The organism is Clostridium sp. AF28-12 (assembly GCF_003435225.1).
GTDB classification, from domain to species: Bacteria; Bacillota; Clostridia; order Lachnospirales; family Lachnospiraceae; genus Pilosibacter; species Pilosibacter fragilis.
The window spans coordinates 18,144-41,923 of record NZ_QWGJ01000018.1 but is presented as its reverse complement, the minus strand read 5'-3'; the positions used below and the strand labels follow the sequence as shown (position 1 = coordinate 41,923).

At 51.9% G+C, this 23,780-nt stretch carries 22 protein-coding genes and 2 pseudogenes; all 24 read right to left on the bottom strand.

The features are described 5' to 3' along the window. Positions 1-16: 16 nt before the first annotated feature. The 24 genes and pseudogenes from DWY93_RS13850 to DWY93_RS13730 all read right to left on the bottom strand — a co-directional run bounded on the left by DWY93_RS13850 (position 17) and on the right by DWY93_RS13730 (position 23,722). On the bottom strand, positions 17-1,060 hold the full coding sequence (locus tag DWY93_RS13850; protein WP_117470960.1) for a ribonucleotide-diphosphate reductase subunit beta: 1,044 nt from the start codon (positions 1,058-1,060) through the stop codon (positions 17-19). Between the two features lie 10 nt (positions 1,061-1,070). Beyond that, on the bottom strand, positions 1,071-3,587 hold the full coding sequence (locus tag DWY93_RS13845; RefSeq protein ID WP_181968088.1) for a ribonucleoside-diphosphate reductase subunit alpha: 2,517 nt from the start codon (positions 3,585-3,587) through the stop codon (positions 1,071-1,073). 165 nt (positions 3,588-3,752) lie between these two features. Next, positions 3,753-4,964: an FprA family A-type flavoprotein gene (locus DWY93_RS13840; RefSeq protein WP_117470962.1), complete on the bottom strand. Its 1,212-nt coding sequence runs from the start codon at positions 4,962-4,964 to the stop codon at positions 3,753-3,755. 22 nt (positions 4,965-4,986) lie between these two features. Further along, positions 4,987-6,900, bottom strand: coding sequence for an acyl-CoA dehydrogenase family protein (locus tag DWY93_RS13835; protein ID WP_117470963.1), 1,914 nt, complete (start codon positions 6,898-6,900; stop codon positions 4,987-4,989). 41 nt (positions 6,901-6,941) lie between these two features. Beyond that, positions 6,942-7,355: an Rrf2 family transcriptional regulator gene (locus tag DWY93_RS13830; RefSeq protein ID WP_117470964.1), complete on the bottom strand. Its 414-nt coding sequence runs from the start codon at positions 7,353-7,355 to the stop codon at positions 6,942-6,944. A gap of 343 nt (positions 7,356-7,698) precedes the next feature. Further along, positions 7,699-8,268 (bottom strand): annotated as a pseudogene (locus tag DWY93_RS17585) (GTP pyrophosphokinase family protein). A 98-nt stretch (positions 8,269-8,366) separates the two neighbouring features. Next, positions 8,367-10,061: an FAD-dependent oxidoreductase gene (locus tag DWY93_RS13820; protein ID WP_117470965.1), complete on the bottom strand. Its 1,695-nt coding sequence runs from the start codon at positions 10,059-10,061 to the stop codon at positions 8,367-8,369. Continuing rightward, positions 10,058-10,342 (bottom strand): thioredoxin family protein, encoded by a 285-nt coding sequence (locus tag DWY93_RS13815; protein WP_117470966.1) that lies wholly within the window; start codon positions 10,340-10,342, stop codon positions 10,058-10,060. Before DWY93_RS13815 ends, DWY93_RS13820 begins: the two co-directional genes overlap by 4 nt. A 162-nt stretch (positions 10,343-10,504) precedes the next feature. Beyond that, on the bottom strand, positions 10,505-11,713 hold the full coding sequence (locus DWY93_RS13810) for an HD domain-containing phosphohydrolase (protein ID WP_015553419.1): 1,209 nt from the start codon (positions 11,711-11,713) through the stop codon (positions 10,505-10,507). An 11-nt stretch (positions 11,714-11,724) separates the two neighbouring features. Continuing rightward, complete coding sequence (locus tag DWY93_RS13805) at positions 11,725-12,099, bottom strand: desulfoferrodoxin family protein (protein WP_117470967.1); 375 nt, start codon at positions 12,097-12,099, stop codon at positions 11,725-11,727. 21 nt (positions 12,100-12,120) lie between these two features. After that, complete coding sequence (gene rbr / locus DWY93_RS13800; RefSeq protein WP_117470968.1) at positions 12,121-12,663, bottom strand: rubrerythrin; 543 nt, start codon at positions 12,661-12,663, stop codon at positions 12,121-12,123. 66 nt (positions 12,664-12,729) lie between these two features. Continuing rightward, positions 12,730-13,386: a Crp/Fnr family transcriptional regulator gene (locus tag DWY93_RS13795; protein WP_117470969.1), complete on the bottom strand. Its 657-nt coding sequence runs from the start codon at positions 13,384-13,386 to the stop codon at positions 12,730-12,732. Between the two features lies 1 nt (position 13,387). Continuing rightward, the gene (locus tag DWY93_RS13790) at positions 13,388-14,167 is read right to left on the bottom strand and encodes a DUF134 domain-containing protein (RefSeq protein ID WP_117470970.1); all 780 of its coding nucleotides are present in this window, start codon (positions 14,165-14,167) and stop codon (positions 13,388-13,390) included. Between the two features lie 387 nt (positions 14,168-14,554). Then, on the bottom strand, positions 14,555-14,845 hold the full coding sequence (locus DWY93_RS13785; protein ID WP_015553414.1) for a helix-turn-helix transcriptional regulator: 291 nt from the start codon (positions 14,843-14,845) through the stop codon (positions 14,555-14,557). 347 nt (positions 14,846-15,192) lie between these two features. Then, positions 15,193-17,079 (bottom strand): group II intron reverse transcriptase/maturase, encoded by a 1,887-nt coding sequence (gene ltrA / locus DWY93_RS13780; RefSeq protein ID WP_117470971.1) that lies wholly within the window; start codon positions 17,077-17,079, stop codon positions 15,193-15,195. Positions 17,080-17,801: 722 nt separating this feature from the next. Beyond that, positions 17,802-17,909 (bottom strand): annotated as a pseudogene (locus tag DWY93_RS13775) (Maff2 family protein); the annotation flags it as partial. A 353-nt stretch (positions 17,910-18,262) separates the two neighbouring features. Then, positions 18,263-18,994, bottom strand: coding sequence for an ATP-binding protein (locus DWY93_RS13770; RefSeq protein ID WP_242990640.1), 732 nt, complete (start codon positions 18,992-18,994; stop codon positions 18,263-18,265). A gap of 284 nt (positions 18,995-19,278) precedes the next feature. After that, positions 19,279-19,503 carry a DUF3791 domain-containing protein gene (locus DWY93_RS13760; RefSeq protein WP_015553412.1) on the bottom strand — a complete coding sequence of 75 codons (225 nt, stop codon included), beginning with the start codon at positions 19,501-19,503 and terminating at the stop codon, positions 19,279-19,281. Between the two features lie 40 nt (positions 19,504-19,543). Next, positions 19,544-19,987, bottom strand: coding sequence for a GNAT family N-acetyltransferase (locus DWY93_RS13755; protein WP_055191805.1), 444 nt, complete (start codon positions 19,985-19,987; stop codon positions 19,544-19,546). A gap of 32 nt (positions 19,988-20,019) precedes the next feature. After that, positions 20,020-20,217: a zinc ribbon domain-containing protein gene (locus DWY93_RS13750; RefSeq protein WP_015514177.1), complete on the bottom strand. Its 198-nt coding sequence runs from the start codon at positions 20,215-20,217 to the stop codon at positions 20,020-20,022. Positions 20,218-20,243: 26 nt separating this feature from the next. Continuing rightward, positions 20,244-20,876, bottom strand: a complete 633-nt coding sequence (locus DWY93_RS13745) for a GyrI-like domain-containing protein (protein WP_055247379.1) — start codon at positions 20,874-20,876, stop codon at positions 20,244-20,246. A gap of 45 nt (positions 20,877-20,921) precedes the next feature. After that, complete coding sequence (locus DWY93_RS13740) at positions 20,922-21,422, bottom strand: hypothetical protein (protein WP_002594812.1); 501 nt, start codon at positions 21,420-21,422, stop codon at positions 20,922-20,924. A gap of 474 nt (positions 21,423-21,896) precedes the next feature. Further along, positions 21,897-23,048, bottom strand: a complete 1,152-nt coding sequence (locus DWY93_RS13735; protein WP_117470972.1) for an ATP-binding protein — start codon at positions 23,046-23,048, stop codon at positions 21,897-21,899. After that, positions 23,045-23,722 (bottom strand): response regulator transcription factor, encoded by a 678-nt coding sequence (locus DWY93_RS13730; protein ID WP_117470973.1) that lies wholly within the window; start codon positions 23,720-23,722, stop codon positions 23,045-23,047. The genes DWY93_RS13735 and DWY93_RS13730 overlap by 4 nt, the downstream gene beginning before the upstream one ends. Between the last annotated feature and the right edge of the window lie 58 nt (positions 23,723-23,780).

The window sequence follows — 23,780 nt, the reverse complement described above, 5'->3', positions numbered from 1 at the left end:
GATGTCTTTGGTTTTCTTATAAATCGTCTATCAGTGCGGTGCTCTTGGCGTAGGCGGTACTGCGTGCCTCAAAGAAATCGGTCTTGACCATATTGGCGTCAGCGTACTGGCTGACCCATTCCATGCTCTCCGGTTCGCTCTCAAAGCCCGGATACAATGCCGGATAGCCAAGGCTCGTCCAGCGAAGATTGCCGAGATAGCGGATGTAATCGCTGATCATCTGCCGGTTCAACCCCGGGATGTCGTCGCCGATCACATAATGCCCCCATGCGATCTCCTGCTCCACGCCCTCACGCATCATCTCGCGCAGCGCTTGTACGCTCTCGGCGGTGAACAACTCCGGCTGCTCCTTTTGCAGCTCCGTGATGATATTGCGGAACAGCCACAAGTGCGTGTTCTCGTCGCGGTTGATATAGCGGATCTCCTGCGCCGAGCCGGGCATCTTCCCGTTTCGGGAGAGATTGTAGAAGAACATAAAGCCGCTGTAAAAATAGATGCCCTCCAAAATATAGTTCGCCATCATCACGCGCAGCAGCGTGGGAGCGTCCTTCCGCTCCTGAAACTCGTTGTAGCAGTCCCCAATGAAGGTGTTGCGGCGCAGCAGATGCTCGTCCGTTTTCCATTGGTAGAGGATGTCATTGCGCTCCACGGGGGAACAGATGGTGTCGAGCATATAGCTGTAGCTCTGTGAGTGGACACACTCCTGAAACGCCTGAATGGACAGGCAGAGATTGACCTCGTTGGCTGTAATGTAGGCGCCGATATTAGGCAGGTTCGCTGTCTGAATGGAATCCAAAAAGACAAGAAAACTCAGAATTTTATCGTAGGCGCAGCGCTCGGCTGACAGCAGGCGGGGATAGTCCTTCACATCCTGCGAGAGATTGATCTCCTCAGGGATCCAAAAGTTGTTCATGGCCTGCCGGTACCAGTCGCTGACCCAAGCGTACTTCATATTGTTGAAGTCGTTGAGGTTGGTGGTATTGCCGCCGATCATGCGCCGCAGGCGCACATCAGGGTCGCCCTCCGGGTTAAAGAGGGGCTTTTTCTTCAGTTCCATCATGCTATCCTCCTTATGACGAGCAGCTTTCACAGGCCTCGACCTCAAGGGCCTTGCTGCGGACATAATAAATGGTCTTGACGCCGGCCCTCCACGCCTCCAAATACAGTCTGAGCACCTGACGCATGGAATAGTCATTGGTGATATAGAGATTCATGCTCTGCGCCTGGTCAATATGTCTCTGGCGAAGGCCCGCGGCGCGCACCGACCAGCTTTGGTCGATCAGATGCGCCGCCTTATAGTACCACCATGTATCCATAGAAAGCTCCGGAGCAACGCGGGGCAGCATGCTGCCCTTTTTTTCCTCTAAAAAGAATTTCTTCATAATTGGATCGATGCCCGCCGACGTGCCGGAGAGGATGGATGTGCTGGAAGTGGGTGCGACAGCCAGCAGATAGGCGTTGCGCATTCCCTGCACCGCCACCGTTTCCGCAAGCGCCCGCCACTTTTCTGAGGTATAACCTCGCTTTTCAAAATACGCGCCTGTCTGCCAGTCGCTGCCCTCAAAGAGCGCGTAGCGGCCCTTTTCCCGTGCCAGTGCTGTGTCCGCCTTGATGGCGGCGTAGTTGATATGCTCGAACACCGCGTCGGTGAAGGCAAGGTGCTCATCGCTCTCCCAACGGATGCCGCGCTTTGCCAGCATGTGGTGGTAGCCGCTGACGCCCAGGCCGATGCTGCGGTACTTCTGATTGGTAAGCCGCGCGTATTCCAACGGGTAGAAGTTGAGGTCGATCACATTATCCAGTGCGCGGATGGCCGTTTCCACCGTGCGTTCCATATAGGCCTCATCCTCCACCGGCAGATTACCGAGAGACAGACTCGCCAGGTTGCAGACCACAAACTCACCGGGGCGTGTGGCCGTCACCACCACTGTGTCGCCGTTCTCCGTGTGCACCTCAGTGCTGATATGCTCGATGGGCGCCATGTTCTGCGCGATCTCCGTGCAGAGATTGGAGCAATAGATCATTCCCGTGTGGCCGTTTGGGTTCATACGATTTACGCTGTCGCGGTTGAAGGCGAAGGGCGTGCCGGTCTCCACTGCCGAGCGAAGCACCAGCCGCACGATGTCCTTGACGGTGACGCTGCGCTTTTCGATGCGCGGGTCATTGACGCAGTCCAGATACCGCTTCTCCCATTCTGTACCCCAGTAATCCTCCAGTGCGTAGCCCTTGACCGTGAGGATCTCATGCGGACACATGAGATGCCACGGCGCGTCTATGTTCTCCTCCGCCAGTCGCCAGAAGAGATCCGGATAGCACACGGCGGGAAACACATCATGCGCCTTCATGCGGTCGTCGCCGTTGTTGGTGCGCAGTTGAAGGAATTCAGGCAGATCCCGGTGCCATGCGTCTAAGTAAACCGCCGCAGCGCCCTGCCGCATCCCCAACTGATCCACCGCCACGGCGGTGTCGTTGACCAACCGGATCCAGCGGATAACACCGCCCGCCGCCCCTTGAAAGCCGCGGATGGTGCTGCCTGCAGCGCGCACCTTACCGAAGTACATCCCCATTCCACCGCCAAATTTAGAGACCTTTGCGAAGTTGTCCAGCGAGCGGTAGATGCCGTCCAGACTGTCCGGCACAGTGTCCACAAAGCAGCTTGAAAGCTGATGGTAGGGCTTTCGTGCGTTGGACATGGTAGGTGTCGCCATCGTGACCTCCATACGGCTGAGCATATCGTAAAAGCGTTTTACCCACCCCATGCGGTCAGAGCCTTCGTTCATAGCAAGATGCAGCGCGATACCCAAAAACATCTCCTGCGGTGTTTCCAGCGGCACGCGGCTGCGTGACTGGATCACATAGCGTTTGAGCAGCAGGTCAAGGCCGGAGTAGGTGAACAGCTCGTCCCGTTCCGGGCAGAGAAAGTCCTCCGCCATAGCGATCTCCTCGTGGGTATAGTGGGCAAGAATATAGTCACCGTAGAGTCCCTTATCCGTCAGATAGCGAAGCCTGCCATAGAGGTCGCCGACGCCGCGCCCCTCCCATTCTTGTGCGTTGCGACAGCGAAAGGAGTGGTTCAGAAGCCGCGCCGCGATGAACTCCCACTTGGGTGCCTCTGCCGTAGTCAGCTCTACCGCTGCCTTGGTCAGTGCCTCAGCCCTCTCATCCTCCGTCATGCCCGGGCGACAGAAGCTCTCAAACTTCATTTGAAGCGCCGCGAGGGAGTAGATTTCCTCGGTAAAATCCATCTGGATACGGCGCAGCACCTCGTCAAGCGAGTTATCCCCCACCGTCTGCGCGATGGTATGCCGGACGCGGCGCAGCGCAGACCGCTTTTCGCGATAGAGGATGTACGCCTTGGCCACCTCATAGTGTCCGCGCTCCATGAGCGTCCGCTCCACCTCGTCCTGCACACGTTCCACGGTGAGCGGTACTGTGACGGAGAGATTGTCGAGAACGGCAGTGAGGATCTCCTCCAGCTCTCCGCCCCCAATCTCCCTTCCCTGTCCATCAAACGCTTTTTTCATAGCGTTGAAAATTTTCTCCTGTTGAAAAGGAACAGACTTCCCGTTTCGTTTTCTGATCTCCATTTCGATCCTCTCATCTTCTCCGGTCACTTCTCATGTCCTTTTGGGCAAAGAGCGGGCAAGCGCAGTATCACGCTTGCCCGCTCTGTTTTTGAAAGCCGGTTTTTCTGCAGCCGACACGGCGGGGCTGTTTGTTGTCTGTTGTCTTGGTTTTGGCTTTCCTGCCAGTTACTTCATAGATTCCAGAATGGCGTCCGCCAGCGCTTCCAGCTCGGTGCGCTTGTCCGCGCCCATGGACGATGCGAGGCTGAGCCGCTCGTTGAGCACCGTCATGTTTTTAAGCTCGTCGTTGACGAATTTCTGCATGAGGTCGCCGGACTTCACCGCCCACGAGCCGTTTTCAATGATGGCAAAGGTGCGGTTTTGCAGATTCAGCGCCTTCATGTCCATGAGGAAGTCGTGCATGGCGGGGTAGATGCCGAGGTTGTAGGTCACGGAGGCCAGAACGATGTGACTGTACTTGAAGGCCTCGGAGATCAGCTGGGAGACATGGGTGGAGGACACATCGTACATCGCCACCTTGCTCATGCCCTTGTCGCAGAGCGACGCCGCCAGAGCCTGCGCCGCGTTCTCCGTGTTGCCGTACATGGAGGCGTAGACGATGAGCACGCCCTGGGTTTCAGGGGCATAGCGGCTCCAGGTGTCGTACTTTTCGATGAACCAGCCCAGATCCTTGCGCCACACGGGGCCGTGGAGCGGGCAGATATACTTGATCTGATCCAAAACGCCGCCGGCCTTTTTCAGCAGGAGCTGGATGTGGGGACCGTACTTGCCCACGATGTTAGTGAGGTAGCGGCGGGCGTCGTCCAGCCAGTCCCGCTCGAAGTCCACCTCATCGGCAAACAGCTTGCCGTCCAGCGCGCCGAAGGTGCCGAAAGCGTCGGCGGAAAAGAGGACGCCGTCGGTAACGTCGAGGGTCACCATGGCCTCCGGCCAGTGGACCATAGGCGCACCCACAAAGGTGACGGTGTGCTTACCGAAGGAGAAGGTATCGCCCTCCTTCACCTCGATGCACTCATGCCCGTCCACATGGAAGCCGAACTGACGCATGAGCATGAAGGCCTTCTCGTTGGAGATCAGCTTCACCTTGGGATGGCGCAGCAGGATCTCCTCGATGCAGGCGGCGTGATCCGGCTCCAGATGGTTGACCAGCAGGTAGTCCAGCTCGCGGCCGTTCAGCACATATTCTAAATTTTCCAAAAGCTGGCGGCAGGCAGACCAGTCCACCGTGTCAAAAAGCACCGTCTTTTCGTCCAACAGGCAGTAAGCGTTGTAGCTTACGCCCCGGGGAATGGGAAAGCAGTTTTCAAACAAGGCCAGGCGATGGTCGTTGGCGCCTACCCAATAGAGATCATTTGTTACTTTACGCACGCAATACATCTTATCTTACCTCCTTCACGGCTCAAGCCTTTATAAATTGATCCTTCGCCTCCGCGCACTCGGGGCACACCCACTCGGCGGGAAGCTGCTCAAAGAGCGTACCGGGCGCGATTTCGCTGTCCTCGTCGCCCAGCTCCGGCACATACTCGTAACCGCAGCCGCCGCAGACATAGCGGTCGCCGATGGGGGTGGGCTTCGGCGGCGTGGGCCGCTTCATCTTCACCATGGGCGGCGCGGGCTGCTTCTCTCCGCTGTCCAGCGCGGCGGCCAGCAGAGGCAGGATCTCCGCCACATCGCCCACGATGCCGTAGTCGCAGTTCTTAAAAATGGGGGCGTTGCCGTTTTTATTGATGGCCACGATGGTGGAGGCGTCCTTGATACCCTTGAGGTGCTGGGTCGCGCCGGAGATGCCGCAGGCAATGTAGAGGTTACCGGTGAACTTCTGACCGGACATACCCACATAGCGGTTCAGGGGCAGATACTTGAGGGTCTCCGCCACGGGGCGGGAGGAACCGATGGCCGCGCCGGCGGCCTTGGCCAGCGTCTCTACCAGCTTCATGTTCTTTTTCTCTCCGATGCCCTTGCCCGCGGAGACCACGCGCTCCGCCTGCGGAATCGGCGTATCCATGGGGATGCCCACGGAGAAGTCGTGGCCGTCCTTTTTCAGCGCCGCCACAAGGTCGGCCACCTGCTGGGCGGCATCCCCCTCCCGGAAGATGGTCATTTTGCGGATACCGGTGATGGGCGCGGGCTTCTTGGCTGCCGAGCGTCTCTCGCCGCCGGAGCTCTTGCCCAGCCTGCCCACCAGATGGGAGGCGATGACCACCCGCTGGATCTCGTTGGTGCCCTCGTAGATGGTGGTAATCTTGGCGTCACGGTAGGCCCGCTCTACCTCCATGCCCTTGAGGAAGCCGCTGCCGCCGTGGATCTGCAAGGCGTCGTTGGTGACCTCCAGCGCGATGTCCGAGGCGTACATCTTCGCCATGGCAGACTCCATGCCGTAGGGCGCGTGCTGCTCCTTCAGCTCCGCCGCGGAGTAGATAAGGAACCGGGCGCAGCGCAGCTTGGTGGCCATATCCGCCAGCTTGAAGGCGATGCTCTGCTGGGCCGCGATAGGCTTACCGAACTGGATGCGCTCCTTGGAATAGCTCAAGGCCTGTTCAAACGCGCCCTGAGCGATGCCCAGCGCCTGGGCGGCGATGCCAATGCGTCCGCCGTCCAGCGTGGACATGGCGATCTTAAAGCCGTCCCCCTCCTTGCCCAGCAGATTTTCCTTGGGGACCTTTACATCGTTGAAGATCAGCTCCGCTGTGGAGGAGGAGCGAATACCCATCTTGTCATAGTGATCGCCGAACTCAAAGCCCTTCCAGCCCTTCTCCACGATGAAGGCGGAGATGCCCCGGGTGCCGATGTCCGGAGTGGTGACGGCGAAAACCACATAGGTGTCCGCCTTGGGAGCGTTGGTGATGAAGATCTTGCCGCCGTTAAGGAGGTAGTAATCCCCCTTGTCCAGCGCGGTGGTCTCCGTGCCGCCGGCATCGGAGCCGGCGTTGGGCTCCGTCAGGCCGAAGGCGCCGATTTTCTCGCCCTTGGCCAGCGGGATCAGATATTTCTTCTTCTGCTCCTCGGTGCCGTAGGCGAAAATGGGCCACGAGCCGAGGGAGACATGGGCGGAAAGGATCACGCCCGCGCCGCCGTCCACACGGGCCAGCTCCTCCACCGCGATGGCGTAACTCAGGGCGTCAAGACCGGCGCCGCCGTACTCCTTGGGGTAAGGAATGCCCATCCAGCCCAGCTTACCCAGCTTCTTGACAGCCTCCTCGGGAAACTCATTGTTCTGGTCCATCAGAAATGCGAGGGGCTTGATCTCCTCCTCCGCAAAGCTCCGGATCTTCGCGCGCAGCTCTTCGTGCGCCGCCGTGGTTTGAAATAGCATACAGGTTACCTCCTCTTAAAATTTTACAGCTCGCTTATTTCTTAGGGAGCGGATCTTCCGGTCAGCAGCCTGCGCAGGCTCACGGCGCGGAACGCCTCGTCCTGCTTTTGCTGCAAGACCGCCATTTGACAGTGGATGGCGCACCTCCCGTGCTCGTCCTGCCAGCGGCATACATATCCCGGCTCCATGCAGGTGCATAGGACGCCCCGCTCCCCCATGACCTCCATGAGATCGTAGAGGGAGGTCGCATCCAGATCGCCGGACAGTTCGCAGCCCCCAAGGGCGCCGCGCCTTACCCGCACCAAATTACCGGCAGAGAGCTTGCGCAGGATTTGATAGGCAAACTGATTGGGGATCAGCTCCGTTTCCGACATCTCGGCCACCGAATGCTTCTCCCCGTCCAGCAGCACCCGCAAAATGCGCAGTGCGTAGTCCGTCTCTTTGGTGATGATCATGCTCCACATCCTCTTTTCGCTTGCTTGTTAATGCCATCATATCAATCTTGATAAATTTTGTCAAGATAATTTCCAAAAAAATATATCGTTTTAACACAGACCGCTCCAGCCCGGGTCAGCTTCGCTTTCCATTCAGCGAAAAGCCATGTTCCTTACAATATAGGAGCCGAAAAAGCTGTGCCGTGGCAGTCCGCCGAAAGCAGAAAAGACTATGCCTGAAAACCAGAAAGCGGAGAAATTGGTTGGGGCTCGCAGGGGTCGCCCACCCAAGGCGGATAAGGCGGTCCCTGGCAAGTCCAAGGCAAGCACCAAAGTGCGTGCTTTTCATTTTATATTCGACACATTATGTTATGATATGCAATAAATGTTCCATCTTACCGTCCCATTCTCTGCTGGAATCGGCGCACTCTTTCAGTTCAGTTTCGACTTCAGCATTTATCGGCAGGTTTTTCTTATAGCGAATGGTATGCTCAAGGCTTGCCCAGAAGTCCATAGCGATTGTACGGAGTTGTATCTCCACCGGCACATGGATCACTTTTTCCGCAAAGAATACCGGCAGCCGGATCGTCAGGTGCAGACTGCGATAGCCATTTGGCTTAGGGTGTGAAATATAATCTTTCTCTGTGATGATTTCAATGTCAGACTGTTTTTTTTAGCACTTTGCCAAAAAGAACACATCCTCCTCGAAAGAGCAGATCACCCGCACACCGGCAATATCCATGATATTTGTCTGCATGGTCGGAAAATCCAGAGGAAGTCCGCGTTTCTGCATCTTATTCATAATGCTGGACGGCGACTTCAAGCGGCTTTTTATACTTTCTATCGGATTGCGATCATGCTGCAATGAAAACTCTTCGTTTAGAATTTCCAACCTGCTTTCCAGTGCTTTCAGCGCACATCGGTATTGCAGCATGACTTCCTGATACCTGCGATTTTCGCTTAAAAGGCGCTGGCACTGCAAATCATCTAAGCCTTTATCTGCCGCAACCGTCAAGCCAAATAAATTCTCACTCATAGCTTCTCCATTCCGCAGGGATAGGCGCTCCGCGCTGTCTGCCGCTCTTGTGTTACGACCTGATAAAAACTGTATCCGCCGGAGAGATGGGAACAGGTGAAACCGTACTGCGTCAAAAGTCGGCAGGCCAGATAACTGCGAAGCCCTGTCTGGCAATTCACATAAACAGGCTTACCCCGGTCTAACTCGTCCAAATGCTCCCGCAGATCGTCCAGTGGAATATTGCGGAATCCATTCAAGTGCCCACGCCGATATTCGCCTTCTGTACGGACATCCAGCAGTGTCGCATTGCCATCGCAAGGCAAGTCCTCAACCTCATTCCAATGGAACTGCCGTACCTTCCCGCTCTCCAAATCCTCGATCATAAAACCGGCCATATTGACCGGGTCTTTGGCAGAGGAATAGGGCGGCGCATAGGAAAGGTCAAGCTCCGTCAGTTCCAAGGCTGTCATTTTTGCGCGAATGGCCGTTGCCAGTACATCAATGCGCTTGTCCACGCCCTCGCCGCCAACGATCTGCGCACCCAGCAGCCGCAGGCTTTCTTTTTCATACATCACCTTCATTGCCATAGACTGTGCGCCGGGATAATAGGTAACGTGGGATACCGGGAATAATACGACTTTGTCGTAAGCGATCCCTGCTGCCTGCGCTGCCTTCTCATTGATCCCCGTGGAGGCCGCTGTCAAGCCAAACAGTTTCAGAACAGACGAGCCCTGAGAGCCGTGAAAGCGGCTGTTTCCGCCGCAGATATTGTCAGCGGCAATGCGTCCCTGCTTGTTGGCAGGCCCCGCCAGCGAGATCAATGCTTTTTGGCCGGTCACGAAATGGGTGACCTCTACGGCATCGCCCACAGCGTAGATATCCGGCACGGAGGTCTCCATCCGCTCGTTCACAACGATGCTGCCCCGGATGCCCAACTCCAGCCCGGCCTCCTTTGCCAGATGGGTGTCCGGCGTGACGCCGATGGCCAACAGCACCATGTCGGAGCGCAGCGGCTCACTATCCTCCAGCAGCGTCAGCACGGAATCTCCGTCCTGCCGGAATCCGGTGACGGTTTCACCCAACCGCAGAGCCACGCCGTGTCTGCACATTTCCGCATGGACAAAGCTCGCCATATCCGCATCCAGCGGCGCTAAAAGCTGCTTGGGACGCTGGACGATAGTGACGGAAACACCCATCTCCACAAGGTTTTCCGCCATTTCCAGGCCGATAAAACCGCCGCCAGCCAAAACAGCGGTTTTCGGCTTCTGATCCTCTACAAAGCGTCGAATGCGGAGGGTGTCTTCCACGGTGCTCAGGGTAAAGACCCGCTCGCTGTCCACGCCGGAAAGCGCAGGAACCGTCGGCTTTGCGCCGGGGGCAAGAAGCAGTTTGTCATAGGTTTCCGTGTAGACCTTCCCGCTGTCCAATGCGTGGACGGTGACGGTTTTCTCTGCGGGATTGATCGCAGTTACTTCCTGCCGTACTCTCACATCAATGCGAAAGCGATCCCAGAAGCTCTCCGGAGTTTGCAGCGTCAATTCTTCCTGCTCCTTGATCACACCGCCCACATAATACGGCAGGCCGCAGTTGGCATAGGATATATAGCCGCTACGCTCGATCATCACGATCTGCGCGTGTTCATCCAAACGGCGGATGCGGGCAACGGCAGACGCGCCGCCAGCCACACCGCCTACGATCACAACTTTCATCTTGCGCCCTCCACCATGGCGGTGATCTCCGCCTTGGACCGGTAGCCCACGGATTTGGCAACGGCCTTTCCATCCTTGAATACGACAAGCATCGGGATACTGGATACCTGAAAACGCATCGCCAGTTCCATTTGCTCGTCCACATTGATCCTGCCCACCTTGAGGGTGCCGGCGTTTTTCTCCGTGCGCTCCACGCGGCAGGGGCAGTACCCGCTGGTGCGCTTGAGACCCTCACGGATGGTGTCCACGACCTCCTGATCGGAATTGAGCTTGATTTTCATATCGGTTCCCTCTTTCCTTTGTTCTTTGTGATGGCCCTATCATAGCAAACTCCGCCCTGCCTTTCTGTAACAAGGTCACATTACAAAAATTTTCGCGGCAACAGAAAAAGCTGTGAAGCGGCAGTTCACGTACCGCTTCACAGCTTTCGCCTATCTCGTTATTCAGGCAAAGCAGGCGTTCACCTGTTCGACGATCGCCCGATCCAACCAGCCCTTTTCAGCCATATCCAGAAGAATAGAGCAGGCTTTTTCGTGAGACATTCCAGCTTTGTAAGGACGATTTTCGGTCAGGGCCTGATAAATATCCACGCAAGCCATGATACGCTCCTGCGTATTTAACTCGGACTCGTTTTTTCCGAAGGGATACCCCGTTCCATCCAGATGCTCGTGATGAAACGCGGCCCAATCGCGCAGCTCCGCAAAGTCCTGGACTTCCGATAGAACGTAATATGTATAGGCAGCGTGATGCTTCATTTCCGCATATTCGCTGTCGGTCAGGCGTCCCGGCTTTTCCAGTATTTCATTGCCTATCGCTACCTTTCCGATGTCATGGAGTGCGCCGGCAAGATACATTTTCTGGGCGGTGTCCTCGTCAAATCCCATAAACCGGGCCAGACATTCCGCATCGTCGGCCACACCCAGAGAATGTGTACTGGTAAAGGGCGATTTGTAGTCTACAATTTTCGCGAAGAATTTTGCCAGAGCTTTTACCTGCGCAAAATCAAGCTGCTGCTTGGTACGCGGCACTTTGCTCCACAGGCGCTCCTCCAGCCCCCTGCCGCCAAGAGAGCAAAAATGCTGTTCTGAAAAAGCGCGAAGAAACGCGTCCGCGCATTCCTCATCCACGATCCTGCCGCGTACCCGAGTAAGGAACGCGTTCGCACGCTCCCACACATCCGGCGTAAAGACATCGGCGCGGCAGAAAGCATCCAGCAGATCGCACAGACGGATAATACGGGCGCCCAGCGGGATCTCCTGCCATGTTTTTCCGAAGGAGCCGCTGCCATCCGCGTTTTCGTGGTGGTAAAGGATGATATTTTCTACATTTGTATGAAACGGAAGCGCGGATATGTTCTCCTCGCCCATAACGCAGTGAGCGCCGAGATGCGGCAGCTCCGGCAAACATTCCGCGGCAGAGCTGTCACCACGAAATTCTTCGTGCAGATACTGCGTCAGAGCATTGTCGTGCAATAGGGCACAGACGGCAAGATCCTGCAGTGCTTCGCCAGAAACGCCAAACTGTTCGGCCGTACACACACTCATATACGCCACACGCTTGGCGTGGAACGTTGTCACATGAACCAGTTCCGCCTCCACGCAATCCAGAGCATAGGAGCAGGCACCAAGCAAGCCTAATACATCAAGTTCCATGTGCGGAGCGGTCACGCTTTCCAAAGGCTGTGGAGGTTGCAGTAGGCGTAGACCGCTTCGACCTCGTCGCCCTCGCAGAGAGCAAAGCAGACCTCGGGTTTCTCGCCAGGATGCAGTTCCTTGCGCTGGTTGCCCTGCTTGGTGTGGAGGGACACCCACTCAATGTAGTGCTCCGGCAGCATGGGATGCTCCACGGAGCCGACCTTGACATGGACGATGCCGTTTTCCACTGTCCAGACAGGGACGTGCTTCTCCACGGCGGCGTCGGTGGTGCCGGGAACGATCTCGCTCATCGGCTCACCGCAACAGATGACGGGAACGCCCGTGTCCTTGACCTTGGCAATGATGTTACCGCAATGCTTGCAAATATAAAACTTCTGCTCCATGATGATTCTCCTTTTCTTTCTTTAATAATTTTCCGCGTGGATCTCAAAATAGCTTTGGGGATGATTGCAGGCAGGGCAGACCTCCGGGGCCTTCTCGCCCACAACGATGTGACCGCAGTTGCGGCACTCCCACACCTTGACCTCGCTTTTGGCGAAGACCTGCGCCGTCTCTACATTGCACAGCAGGGCACGGTAGCGCTCCTCATGGTGCTTTTCAATGGCGGCGACCAGACGGAAGCGCTGGGCAAGTTCGTGGAAGCCCTCCTCGTCAGCAGTCTTGGCAAAGCCGTCGTACATATCCGTCCACTCGTAGTTCTCACCCTCAGCGGCGGCGAGAAGATTTTCGGCAGTGTCGCCGATGCCGTTCAGTTCTTTGAACCACAGCTTAGCATGTTCCTTCTCGTTGTCAGCGGTTTTGAGGAACAACGCCGCGATCTGCTCGTAGCCTTCCTTCTTGGCCTTGGATGCAAAATAGGTGTACTTGTTGCGTGCCTCGGACTCACCGGCAAAGGCGGCCATCAGATTTTTTTCGGTTTGAGTACCTGCGTATTTCGTTTCTTTCATGGTCGATGCTCCTTCCAGCTTCTTCTGCTCATATTATAACACGGATTCGTGTTATAAACAATATTTTCATTTTAAGTGATTCAATCCGTCTATATCCCGCAGCGTGATTGCGCCTCGTCTTAGCTCCACAAGCCCGTCCTCCGAGAAGCTCTTGAGCATCCGCGCCACCGCCTCCCGCGCCGAGCTGATGTGCTGGGCAATCTGCTCATGGGTCATGCGTATGGTATCGGAGCCGGTACGCTCCGCTTCGGCCAGGAGAAAATCTGCCAGCCGCCGATCCAAACCCTTGAACATGATCTGCTGCATCGCCCACATCACATCAGAAAATCGTTTCGTTGCCAGTTCATAGAGGAAGCAACGGACATGAAGATTTTGCTCCTTGAGCACAGCGATGACATTTGCAGGGATAATCAGAACCTCCGTATCCATTCCCGCGGTCATTTGCGTATCAAAGGTGATCTGACTGATCACACAAGAGGCAGAAAGCACGCATAGTTCGCCCGGATACAGGCGGAACAGCGTTACCTCCCGCCCCTCCTCGGAGAGAAGATAGGTGCGGATCTCGCCGGAAAGGACAAACAGCATTCCGAGACATTCATTGTCGCTGCTGTGAACGAACGCGCCCTTTTCATAATGACGGACAAAGGCGCTTCGGCGTAGCGTTTCCATTTCGTGTTCGGTCAAGGATGACCAGAACGGAAGTTGTGTCAGTGTGCGTTCCATATCAATGGCAGCTATGCTTGCCGCAGCCGTGGTCACCGCAGGTGTGCCCATCCTCGCCGTGCTCGTGGTCATGGTGATCACAGTGAACATTGGGGTCGTAGCCCAGATTTCCGCTGAGCAATGCGCTCACCGCCGCGTCAACGTCCCCGCTGACACCGCCGTAGAGCTTGATGCCCGCTTCGGCCAGAGCCGCCTGCGCACCGCCGCCGATGCCTCCGAAAATCAAAGTGTCCACGCCGTTCTGCATCAGGAATCCTGCCAGTGCGCCGTGACCGCTGCCGTTGGTATCAACGACTTCCGCATGGACGATTTTGCCGTCCACAGATTCATAAAGCTTGAACTGCTCGGTGTGACCGAAATGCTGAAAGATTTGACCGTTTTCATAGGTAACTGCAATTTTCATAATGGAATCTCCTTTGCAAGTTTTGCCTGATTTTTCCATGTTGGCTCTCTGCATCCGGCAGCAACAGCCGCAGTGAGCTGCCTCCTGTCCTCCGCAGATGCGGTAGTTTCCCCCGGTGATGTGCAGCGGTTTCCCGTGGACAAGATACGCTGCGATCTTGCTCCGTGCGCTTTCGTAAATCTCCTGCACGGTAGAGCGGGAAATGTCCATTTGAGCGGCACACTGCTCGTGGGTTTGCTGCTCCAAGTCAACCAGCCGAATGACCTCGTATTCGTCCAGCGTCAGCAGGATCGGCTCGGTATTCTCGCACCCGTTAGGACAGAATGTATCGACCTGTGGTACGCCACAAATTCGACGGCACCGTGGCGGTCTTGGCATGGGAGCTTTCCTCCCTTTGTATTCGGTATATTCCGATTATAGCACTTTGAGCAGAAAAAAGCAATTTTTCAAAAGCTGCTACATTTTCCGTCCTCATATGTGTGCCGGCTGATATTCGGTGTCGAAGACTACGTGTGAGCCATGTTCGTATTGTCAGATTATCTACATTTGACAGAACTCCGCAGGGTATGATGAATTTGCTTGGATTCATTCTGAGTTTAGTTTACATGCAAGCCGTTCACGGGTGGTTGTCCGCCTATGAACGGCTTGTAAATTCTCAATTTTTTTCCTTACTTGACACAAGAAGATCTCAGTCGCCTCGTTAGAGATTACATCGAAGCGGGCAAGTAGTATCTCTATTTTGTCATTTCCAAACGCAGAGCACGATTAGATTTTCTTCGCAATCGTAGACAGCTCCGAAATAATGCTCAGAAGATCATTTTTGACTTCCTCTTTACTTGGCTCACTGCCCATCAGAAGATAATCCGTGCTGACATGGAGGATGCAGGACAGTTCGATCAGCAAGTCAATGGAGCAGTTGCGCTCTCCGTTCTCCATGCGGCTGACATGCTGCTTGCTTGCCAGTCCCAGACGAACCGCCAGTTCCTCCTGCGTAATGCCACGGGAAGTGCGAACATCGTGAAGTCTCTTACCAAACTCTTTTGCGTCAAAATACATACGTTTCTCCTTCCGCACAGCCGGTACAGAACCGGATCGACGGAAGGTCAAAAAAAGAGCCGCATGACGGTAAAGAAAAAATCCTGTGCCGATAAAACAGAACATGGGTATCCCATAATTCTGTCTCATGCGGCATTCGGAAGACTTCGCCTGTCAGCGGCTCCACAGCACAGCTATGACTTATAAAATTGTATTAATAGATAGCGATAGGTAATCCTTTGATATAATCTCCGGATTTTCCCCCGCTCCACACCGTGCATGCAGCTTTCACCGCACATGGCGTTCCATCGAATTCAACAGCCAGGTTTTTTCATATACGATTTACACACTTCGTAACAGCATATTTATCAAAGAATGATTACAGGCATTTCTGCCATAGTTCGAAGTTTGTTAAGCTTTGCAAGTTTAGAATCATCTAATTGCAGTGGGTTCAGATATTCTCTGATAGTGATTTCAGACGATGCATGGATAATCACATGGATGGCTTTTGAGACTAAAATCAGATTTTCGTATGCATCTGTACCACCTTTGCTTAATGGCATTTTATGATGACAGTGAATGTCGTGTACTTCCATAGGAAGTCCTGTAACTGCACATTTTCCATATTGAGCCGCAAATAGTGATATTCTGTTGTCTGCATATTCGATTGACCTGCCCTTGACAGGATTACGCATCAGCCATAACATTGCGTCGGTATTAATAGTTAGATTCTTATGAATCAGCTCTCGTCCCTTGACAGTGTACTTATTGATGTTTTTCCTTTTATTTTGGGCATTTTTCTGCGGAACGGCTCCCACTGGAACAATGGGACGTTCGTGCAGAAATCTCAATTGCCTGCTTTTACCATACTTGTCTTTGATAAAACCATTTTTCAGAGAACCCTTACGGGACACATCGCCTTTCAGCCGATTTCTAAGCTGTTTATTGATACTGAAGGCAAGCTTTCCAAAGTCCGCTGTTGTTTCTGTTGCTATACAGTAGTATTCATGCAGTCCTGCGACTACAGAATTATATTTCTGTAACTGTATAAACTGAGCTGTGTCATCTGGCGAATGAGCCAAAGTTTTTACTTCCTTGGTCAGCTTTTCATGAGCCTTTTTGTATGCCTTGTCACACATATGTGACCTGACGACATATTTCTTCCCCTTTTTCCGCACTTTCAGTTTGAATCCGAGAAAATCAGAATACTGTCTTTTTAGATTGACAACCTTAGATTTGTCTGGGCTTATATCAAGACCCAGGCGGTCTTTTAACCACATTTCTGTGGCTTTATACGCTCTGACGGCTTCTGCGTGTGTAGGGCAGAAGATTTTGAAATCATCGGCATATCGCACCGCATGCACTTCTTTCAGTCTGCTTCTGCGCAAAGCCCTGTAAGCATGGCTTTTGATAACTGTTCCCTGCTTATTGCTTCTTGTTGTAAAATCTGTTTTCGTTGGCATTTCTTCCCATTGGGAAGTAATCCACCAATCCAACTCGTTCAAAACAATGTTTGCAAGCAATGGCGACAGGATACCGCCTTGTGGAGTTCCCTTGATGGGGAAAGTTTTATCTCCATTTGGCAGAATAACAGATGCTTTCAGCATTTCCTTAATGATGCATAACAGCTTCTTATCTCTTATTCCCAATGCCCATATCTGCCTTATCAGTTTAGTATGATTGATGTTATCGAAAAATCCTTTAATATCAAGGTCTACTACGTGATACATATGCTGTACCTGTATCAATCGCATACACTGAGCGATGGCATGTTCAGCGGATCTATTCGGACGGAATCCATAAGAATTATCGCTGAATTTTGCCTCGCATATCGGCTCCATGACTTGTAAGATACATTGCTGTACCACTCGGTCAACGATAGTTGGAATTCCCAGAGGTCTGGTCTTTCCATTGGGCTTTGGTATCTCCACACGCTTTACTGGGCGTGGGTGATAGCAGCTGAATTGCTTTCTTATGAGACGGACATATTCTTCCTCGTTTAATTTGGCAAGGTCATTAATTGTCCTTTTGTCCACACCTGCGGTATCACTTCCTGTATTCGTCTTTATCGTTCTGTATGCCAGCTTGATATTCTCTTCGCTCTCGATGATTTCCATGAGATGATTAAATATCTTGTCTTTCTTACTGTCTGCATACAATTCGTCAAAAGTACTTATCATGTCATAATACTCAGAATTGCGAATTTTTCTCTGTTTAGATTTCTGTTCTTGCTGTTTCGAAGTCAACACAGGCATCCTCTCCCTTCGGTTTGGATTTTCTTTGTCATACTCGAAGCTGCGTTTATCGTATATTCATTTTTTTCCGTTGAATTCGACTTGGGGCTATCCCTCCACGATGTTTAGCATCACTTCACAGGTACTGTGCCCCTACTCTCACTGGGATTAAGTACGGTTGTACCGGTTTTGCCCGGCTTTCCCGTCCAACGACCTGCAACGGCTTTTTTCATACGTTCCCAGCTTTCCACGTTCCGATATTCCTATCATTGATTACCTTTAGGTCCTTCCTCTAAGCCTGTGTCCAATCATGCATAATCATATCGCCTGTAACGATATATGGATGTTCATAACAACCATTCTTACTAATCCACGGACACGCCCATACAAGGGCTACTGCCTTTCGACAGTATCAACGTTTAGACTCGTACATTCGGAAGTTTGTCAGTACTTTCGTACATTCTGACCATGGGTAACCGACACCCGGCATATAGGTAGCACCATCCACCGCTGGATAGCTTTCGTATATGGAAGTTAGCCATATTTACGACTACTCTCTGCCGACTTTACCGAGCTTCTGACACTTTGGCGGTTGCACGCTGATGCCAGTCGGAGTATCAGTGTGAGCGCTTCGGGGCGTTACTCCCTCATTTCACTCATCGGAATATCAGTTCTCCAAAGTTTCAGGCTTGAAAGCCCTTCGACTTTGTGCGTAAGCTTTTCACTTACGAACGTGTCGCACGGTTGTCGTTGCCATAGCCTTCCAGCAGGTTGATAGCTCCCCATATGCCGAGCCCCAGTGCGATGATGAGAGTCTGAAGAACGGTTACTGCGCTGTTGAAAAATGCCATAAATGTGTACCTCCTTGTACGCTGCGCCCTTATGGGCTGATGAATAGTAAATGTCCCTCTGCATGTGCACCTGCAAAAGGACAAAAAAATAGCCAGGTCTCCAATTTCAATCAGAAACCTGGCTATTTAAAAAGGGCGGCTCACCGCCGCCCTCATCGTTAATATTCTGTACTCAATAGAAAATCTGCAATGTGCATACTCTTAATGCCTTGGTAATTGCCTCCGGCAAATTCATCGGTTCTCGAAACATACTTCGGATAGTTATCCCGGATTTCCAGTAGCCGTTCATATTCACGTTTTTCTGTCTTCTCGGATTTGATCTCCTGCGTGACCTGCACATACAACCGGTCATTTTACTTCTGCGCCACAAAATCGACCTCACCGTCCGGTGTCTTCCCAATCGTCACGGTATAGCCTCGTCTGCAAAGTTCCAGATACACCACATTTTCGAGACTGGAAGCGACGCTGTCCGGTGTATAGCCCATCACGCTGTAACGCAAAGCAGTATCGGCAAGATAAAACTTATCCTGCGTTTTCAGAATCTCCTTTCCGCGCAGGTCATAGCGAGAACAACGATGAAGGAGATATGCTTTCTCCAGCTTTTCCAGATAGCTATACACTGTTTCATTGTCGATAGCATGATTTACTGATTTCAGATAATTCGAAATTGATTTTGCAGAGAATGAATTTCCCACATTCGCAAATGTGTACCGAACCACCCGTTCCAGCTGGTCGATCTTGCGAATCTGGTTTCTCTTTACGATATCCGAGAAAATCGTGGAATTATAGATATCCCGGACAATCGTATAAACCTCATCCTGTGAATACTCTCGCAGGTGTGTTGCAGGGAAGCCACCCAAGCGGATATAGTCTGCCAGTTCAGCATGGATATCCTTTACCTGTGTATACTGCTTCTTGAATTCCAGATATTCCTGAAAAGAAAGCGTATAGATCCGAAAGGAAACATATCGTCCGGTCAGGTAAGTCGCTATTTCCGAAGACATCATTCTGGAATTGGAGCCTGTTACATAAAAGTCAACATCATAATCTGTTCGATGAACATTTTTTCTTTCGATGAGCTGCAATACAATGTAACCAGTCTACATCTGCATTTTCAAAAATATGCATTGCAAGATTTCCTGAAAGTTTGAATTCAAAAGTCGAAATATATCCGAACTTCTGTCCCTCTTCAATTGTTCCTGTTGCGATTGCTTTGGCTATTGAGGTTCTTAGAAAACTTTCTGCCTGCTCCTTGGATGTGGTTAAATAAAATCCCTACCCAAAATCTTTTCTCTTTGCACATTTGACAAGATCTGGCTCTTTTACTTCACAATAGCTTCCATGATAGAGAACAAATCCAGCTTTTAACTCAAGCACTAATCTCTATCCCCTTTCCTTGCAAAAATTCAGTAATATCTTCAAGCACAGCTTCATCGCCTTCACAATGAAAAATCCCATAACATTTTTCTATATATCCAAGTACATCAGCCTCTTTAAACAAGTGTATAATCTGTTCAACAGGTAAATGCCACTCTTCTGAAGCAAGCCGGATTAATCTTGTTTGCATGAAAGTAATCTCTGTTTTCTCACTCATAATGAATCCTCCTTGATTTCTTGGTCAATAAAACTGGAAGTTATAAACATCTTTGCAAATATATCATATCTATCAACTGTACACCGCCCTCATAAATTGGGTGGTCATAATTGTCCGTAAAGAAATTCGGAATATTGTGAGAGCGGACAAATCCGCATTTTTCATAAAACGGTATGGTTAACGGGCTGTCACCTGTTCCAACCTGCAAAATAGAATATTCATCTGCATATTTACTTGCAAGGAAGTCAATCAATGCTTTCCCATAGCCCTTTCCCTGATTTTCCGGATCGACTGCGATATTCTTGATTTCAAGTATTTCGTTACCTTCATCGGTGACAACACATTCAGCTTTTACATTACCATCTTCAAGTACATACATAGTACCTTTTTCAAGATAGTGATCAACCATGCTCTCCTGTTCATCAGCTAATAACAATAATGATATAAATTGCTTTTTATTTTCGTTCACTTCTCGGATTTTCATATCCATTACTCCGTCAAACTGGAAGTTATCGCCTAATCTTTTAAATTAGTTAAATCCTCTAAGTACATTTCTGTATAACCGCACTCTGGGCAGACTGCAACTTTTACATCATCTATAATTGTTGCCTTTTGCTTTTCATCTACACGAACAACAATCCCATAGCCACCACCATTTACTTTAAGCCTTAAATCTGATACCATAACTTTTCCGCATTTTACACATTTTCTCATTGTTTACCACCTCCAAATGTATAATTTTACGCTTTCTTAATTGGATGTCTAATTACAGTTTTCCATTTTTCTGGGGCAACCTTTCTTGCATCAGACATATAAATCTCGTGGTGCAACCTATCTTTGTTAATATCATTAACATATCCATTTTGTTCTAAATAAGTATCCATAAGCGCAACAGTTGCTGGCTCATTATCAAAAGAACCTATATGCATAATTTGAACGCATAATCCCTCATCAATCGTAAGATACTCTGCTGACGAACAATCAAGTTTCTTCTTTTTCGTTGCTGTTTCTACCGCCCAGTCAAAATCAGCTTTAGAAATGAAATCAGGCAAACGGATAACAGAAATCCAGCTGAAAGCAGACTTATTTGTATAATCTACACTCTCGACATCATCCTGCCACCAAAAACCTTCCAATGGCGGAACAACATATTCAAAAAATCCTTCAATTTTATAATCAGTCTTGTAACTCATTTTTAATGTGTATGCAACAGCATATAGAACACTGATTGCTTGTTGATATGCTCCGCCTTCTTCATTTGGATTGCCTTTTCCTCTAACTGCAATATAATTTGCCTTAGGTACATTTACAATCTCTGGTTTGTTCTTCGGCATATAGAATTCTTTATACTCTTTTTTAAAATCAAAAGCCATAATAACCTCCAAAATTCCGATTTTCTCAATTCTCCAAACTTGAATTTATTTTGGCAAATCATCTTCCGCTTTAAAATTCACATTACTGTCATCGATCGAGATTGTGATCGTGTAGTTATAGATTATACCATCTTCTGTTTCCAGCTTAAATGTTACCGCACCACCTCCGAGATACTGAAAATCAGGTTCGTCAGACATTCTTGCATATGTGCCATACTGTTGAAAGTATCCGTCTGCATCAAAGAACGCAACATTGCTTGTTTGCTCCTTATCGTTCCGGAAGAGTACTGCACCAACACGGTCACTAGCATGATCTGGAATTAAAACACAGTCTATGTATTCCCAATCTGTTTCTTGCACAAGAGAGAACATCGACACAATATCTTGTTCAGACCAGATTTTTCCTCCATTCAGATTACTGATATCTGTATTCTGAACCGGATTGCTGGCAGAATCTGATGTTTCTGGCATGGCGTCTTTGCTGCTGCAGGCGGACATTCCTAATACACAAACCGTCATGAAAATAAAAAGCAATGCTCTCTTCATATGAACACCTCCTCAACTTCCGATTTGCCTCGCTGTTCTTACCTCCTATTTTACCAGATATCACCTACAGATTCCATAGCTTCATAGCTCAAAATAGTTCATTCACAAACCATTTAGCTATGTAAAAGGGACGGCTTCTCAGCCGCCCCACAGGTCAACACTGCCTTAATCAGACAAGTTCATCGTCCGATTCTGCTTCGTAGTCCTCGTTGACATCCACTTCTTCGTCCTCGTCACCAGCATCCTCCGGCAGCTGGAGTGCCTCTTCATGTAATTCAGCGTAATAATCTGTGGCGATTCTTTCATCCGCTCAGAGAAAAAGCGGTCACGAGGGACGAAGCTCGCTGATTCCTGTGTAGAGCCGGAAAAAACGCATTATATCACAACACCGACCTCAAAAACAGGCTGACCGCCCCATACGGAGAGGAACGCCGCAGGGCGGCAAGCGAAGCGGCGAAAACGAATAAAAGGGGGTTAGGGCTTCGTTGATTGTTGCGTTGGCAACCCCACCGCAATGGTAGTGCCCTTCTCCGAACTTTTCTCCACCCAAACGGAGCCGCCGTGGAGGTCGGCGATCTCCCATACCAGTGAGAGCCCCAGTCCTGCGCCACCGTATTCCCGGCTGCGAGACTTGTCCACCCGGAAGAAGGGCTGGAAGATACTGCGCTGATACACCTCCGGGATGCCGCAGCCGGTGTCGGAGACGCGGAGCAGGAGCTTTTCCAACTCCTGAGTGACAGAAACCCGTACCGAGCCGCCCGGCCGGTTGTACTTGACAGCATTCTCCGTCAGGTTGAAGATCAGCCGGTAGATCAGTGCATCGCTGCCGGTCATAATGCCGTCGCCCTCCGCCGTCAGCGTGACGCCGAGCTTATCTGAGAGCGGCGCAAGATCTGTGAAGATCTCCTCGATCATGGGAGCGAGCTGGATCCGCTCGTTCCGCTCCACCTGCCGCAGATTGCTCATCTCCAGCAGTGTCCTGGTCAACTGTATCAGCCGTTCCGTCTGCTCACGCAAAAGCGTGAGGAACTCCGCCGTCTCCGGCCGCACATCAGGATACTCCGCGGAAAACAGCTCCAACTGCGCCTGCATTAGTGCCAGTGGCGTGCGCAGCTCGTGGGCGGCGTTTCCGGTGAACTGCCGCTGGGCGGAAAAGGCGTTGTTCAGCCGCTCCAGCATCTGGTTGAACGAGCGGCTCAGCTGCCGGAACTCCGAAATAGCGTCTTCATCGATCCTCATATCAGCAAGATTGTTCAGCTGCACCTGCTCCACCTGCGAGGTAAAGCTGCGCAGGGGCTTGAGAGCGCGTCCGCTGACGAAATAGGCGAGGATGCCGCTGAGCAGCGTTACCGCCGCCGTGATGTACCAGTTGGTGGTGCGGAAGCGCCCCTGCACCCCATCGACGACGATGGTCAACTCCTCGTTGGGCGCTATGAGCTGCGGGTCAAAGCTCGCCGCTCCGCCATCATTCAGGATCACCGTGCCGCCGCCTTGTAAGCTGTCCGCAATGGTGTCCATATAGTACACACCGGAGGTGCACAGCAGCAAATTCATGACCACGCAGGTGATGCCGATGAGCAGGACGGTCATCAGCGTGATGCGCCACTGCAAAGAAAGACGCTTCATGCTTCCTCGCCCCCCATCAGATAGCCCTCGCCGATGCGGTTGCGGATGGGGTCATAGCCCAGCACGGCGCGGAGCTTTTTGCGCAGGGCGGAGATGTGGACGCGAATGGAATTGCTGAAGCTGTCCACGCTGTTGTCCCAAACGTGATCCATCAGCTCCTCCTGACTCACGGGCCGCCCCTGATGCACCATCAGGTATTCGAGTATCCCCGTTTCCTTGCGGGTCAGCGTCAGCGTCTGCCCGTTGACGGTGGCGGTACGGGAGCGGGTGTCAAAGGTCAGGCCTCCGCAGCTTAGCAGCACATCCTGCTGGGTGAACTGCCGCAATGTCAGGCTGCGGATGCGGGCCTCCAGCTCCGCCAAGTGGAAGGGCTTTGCGAGATAGTCGTTCGCCCCGGCATCCAGCCCCTGCACCTTGTCCTCCACTTCGCTGCGGGCGGAGAGGATCAGCACCCGCGTCTCCCGGTCGGTCTGCCGCAGGGTGCGCAGCACCGTCATGCCGTCCTTTTTCGGCAGATTCAGATCAAGAAGCACCAGATCGTATCGTTCCACGCCCAGAAGCGCTAGCGCCTTTTCTCCGTCATAGCAGTAGTCCACGCTGTAGGCCAGCCGCCGCAGGCTGCGAACGATGGTCTCGCACAGGGCGCGTTCATCTTCAATTACTAAAAGGTGCATAAGAGCCCTCCTTTTTATTTCTTCATTTTTGTGTTGCTTTCATTATAGCAAAAACAGA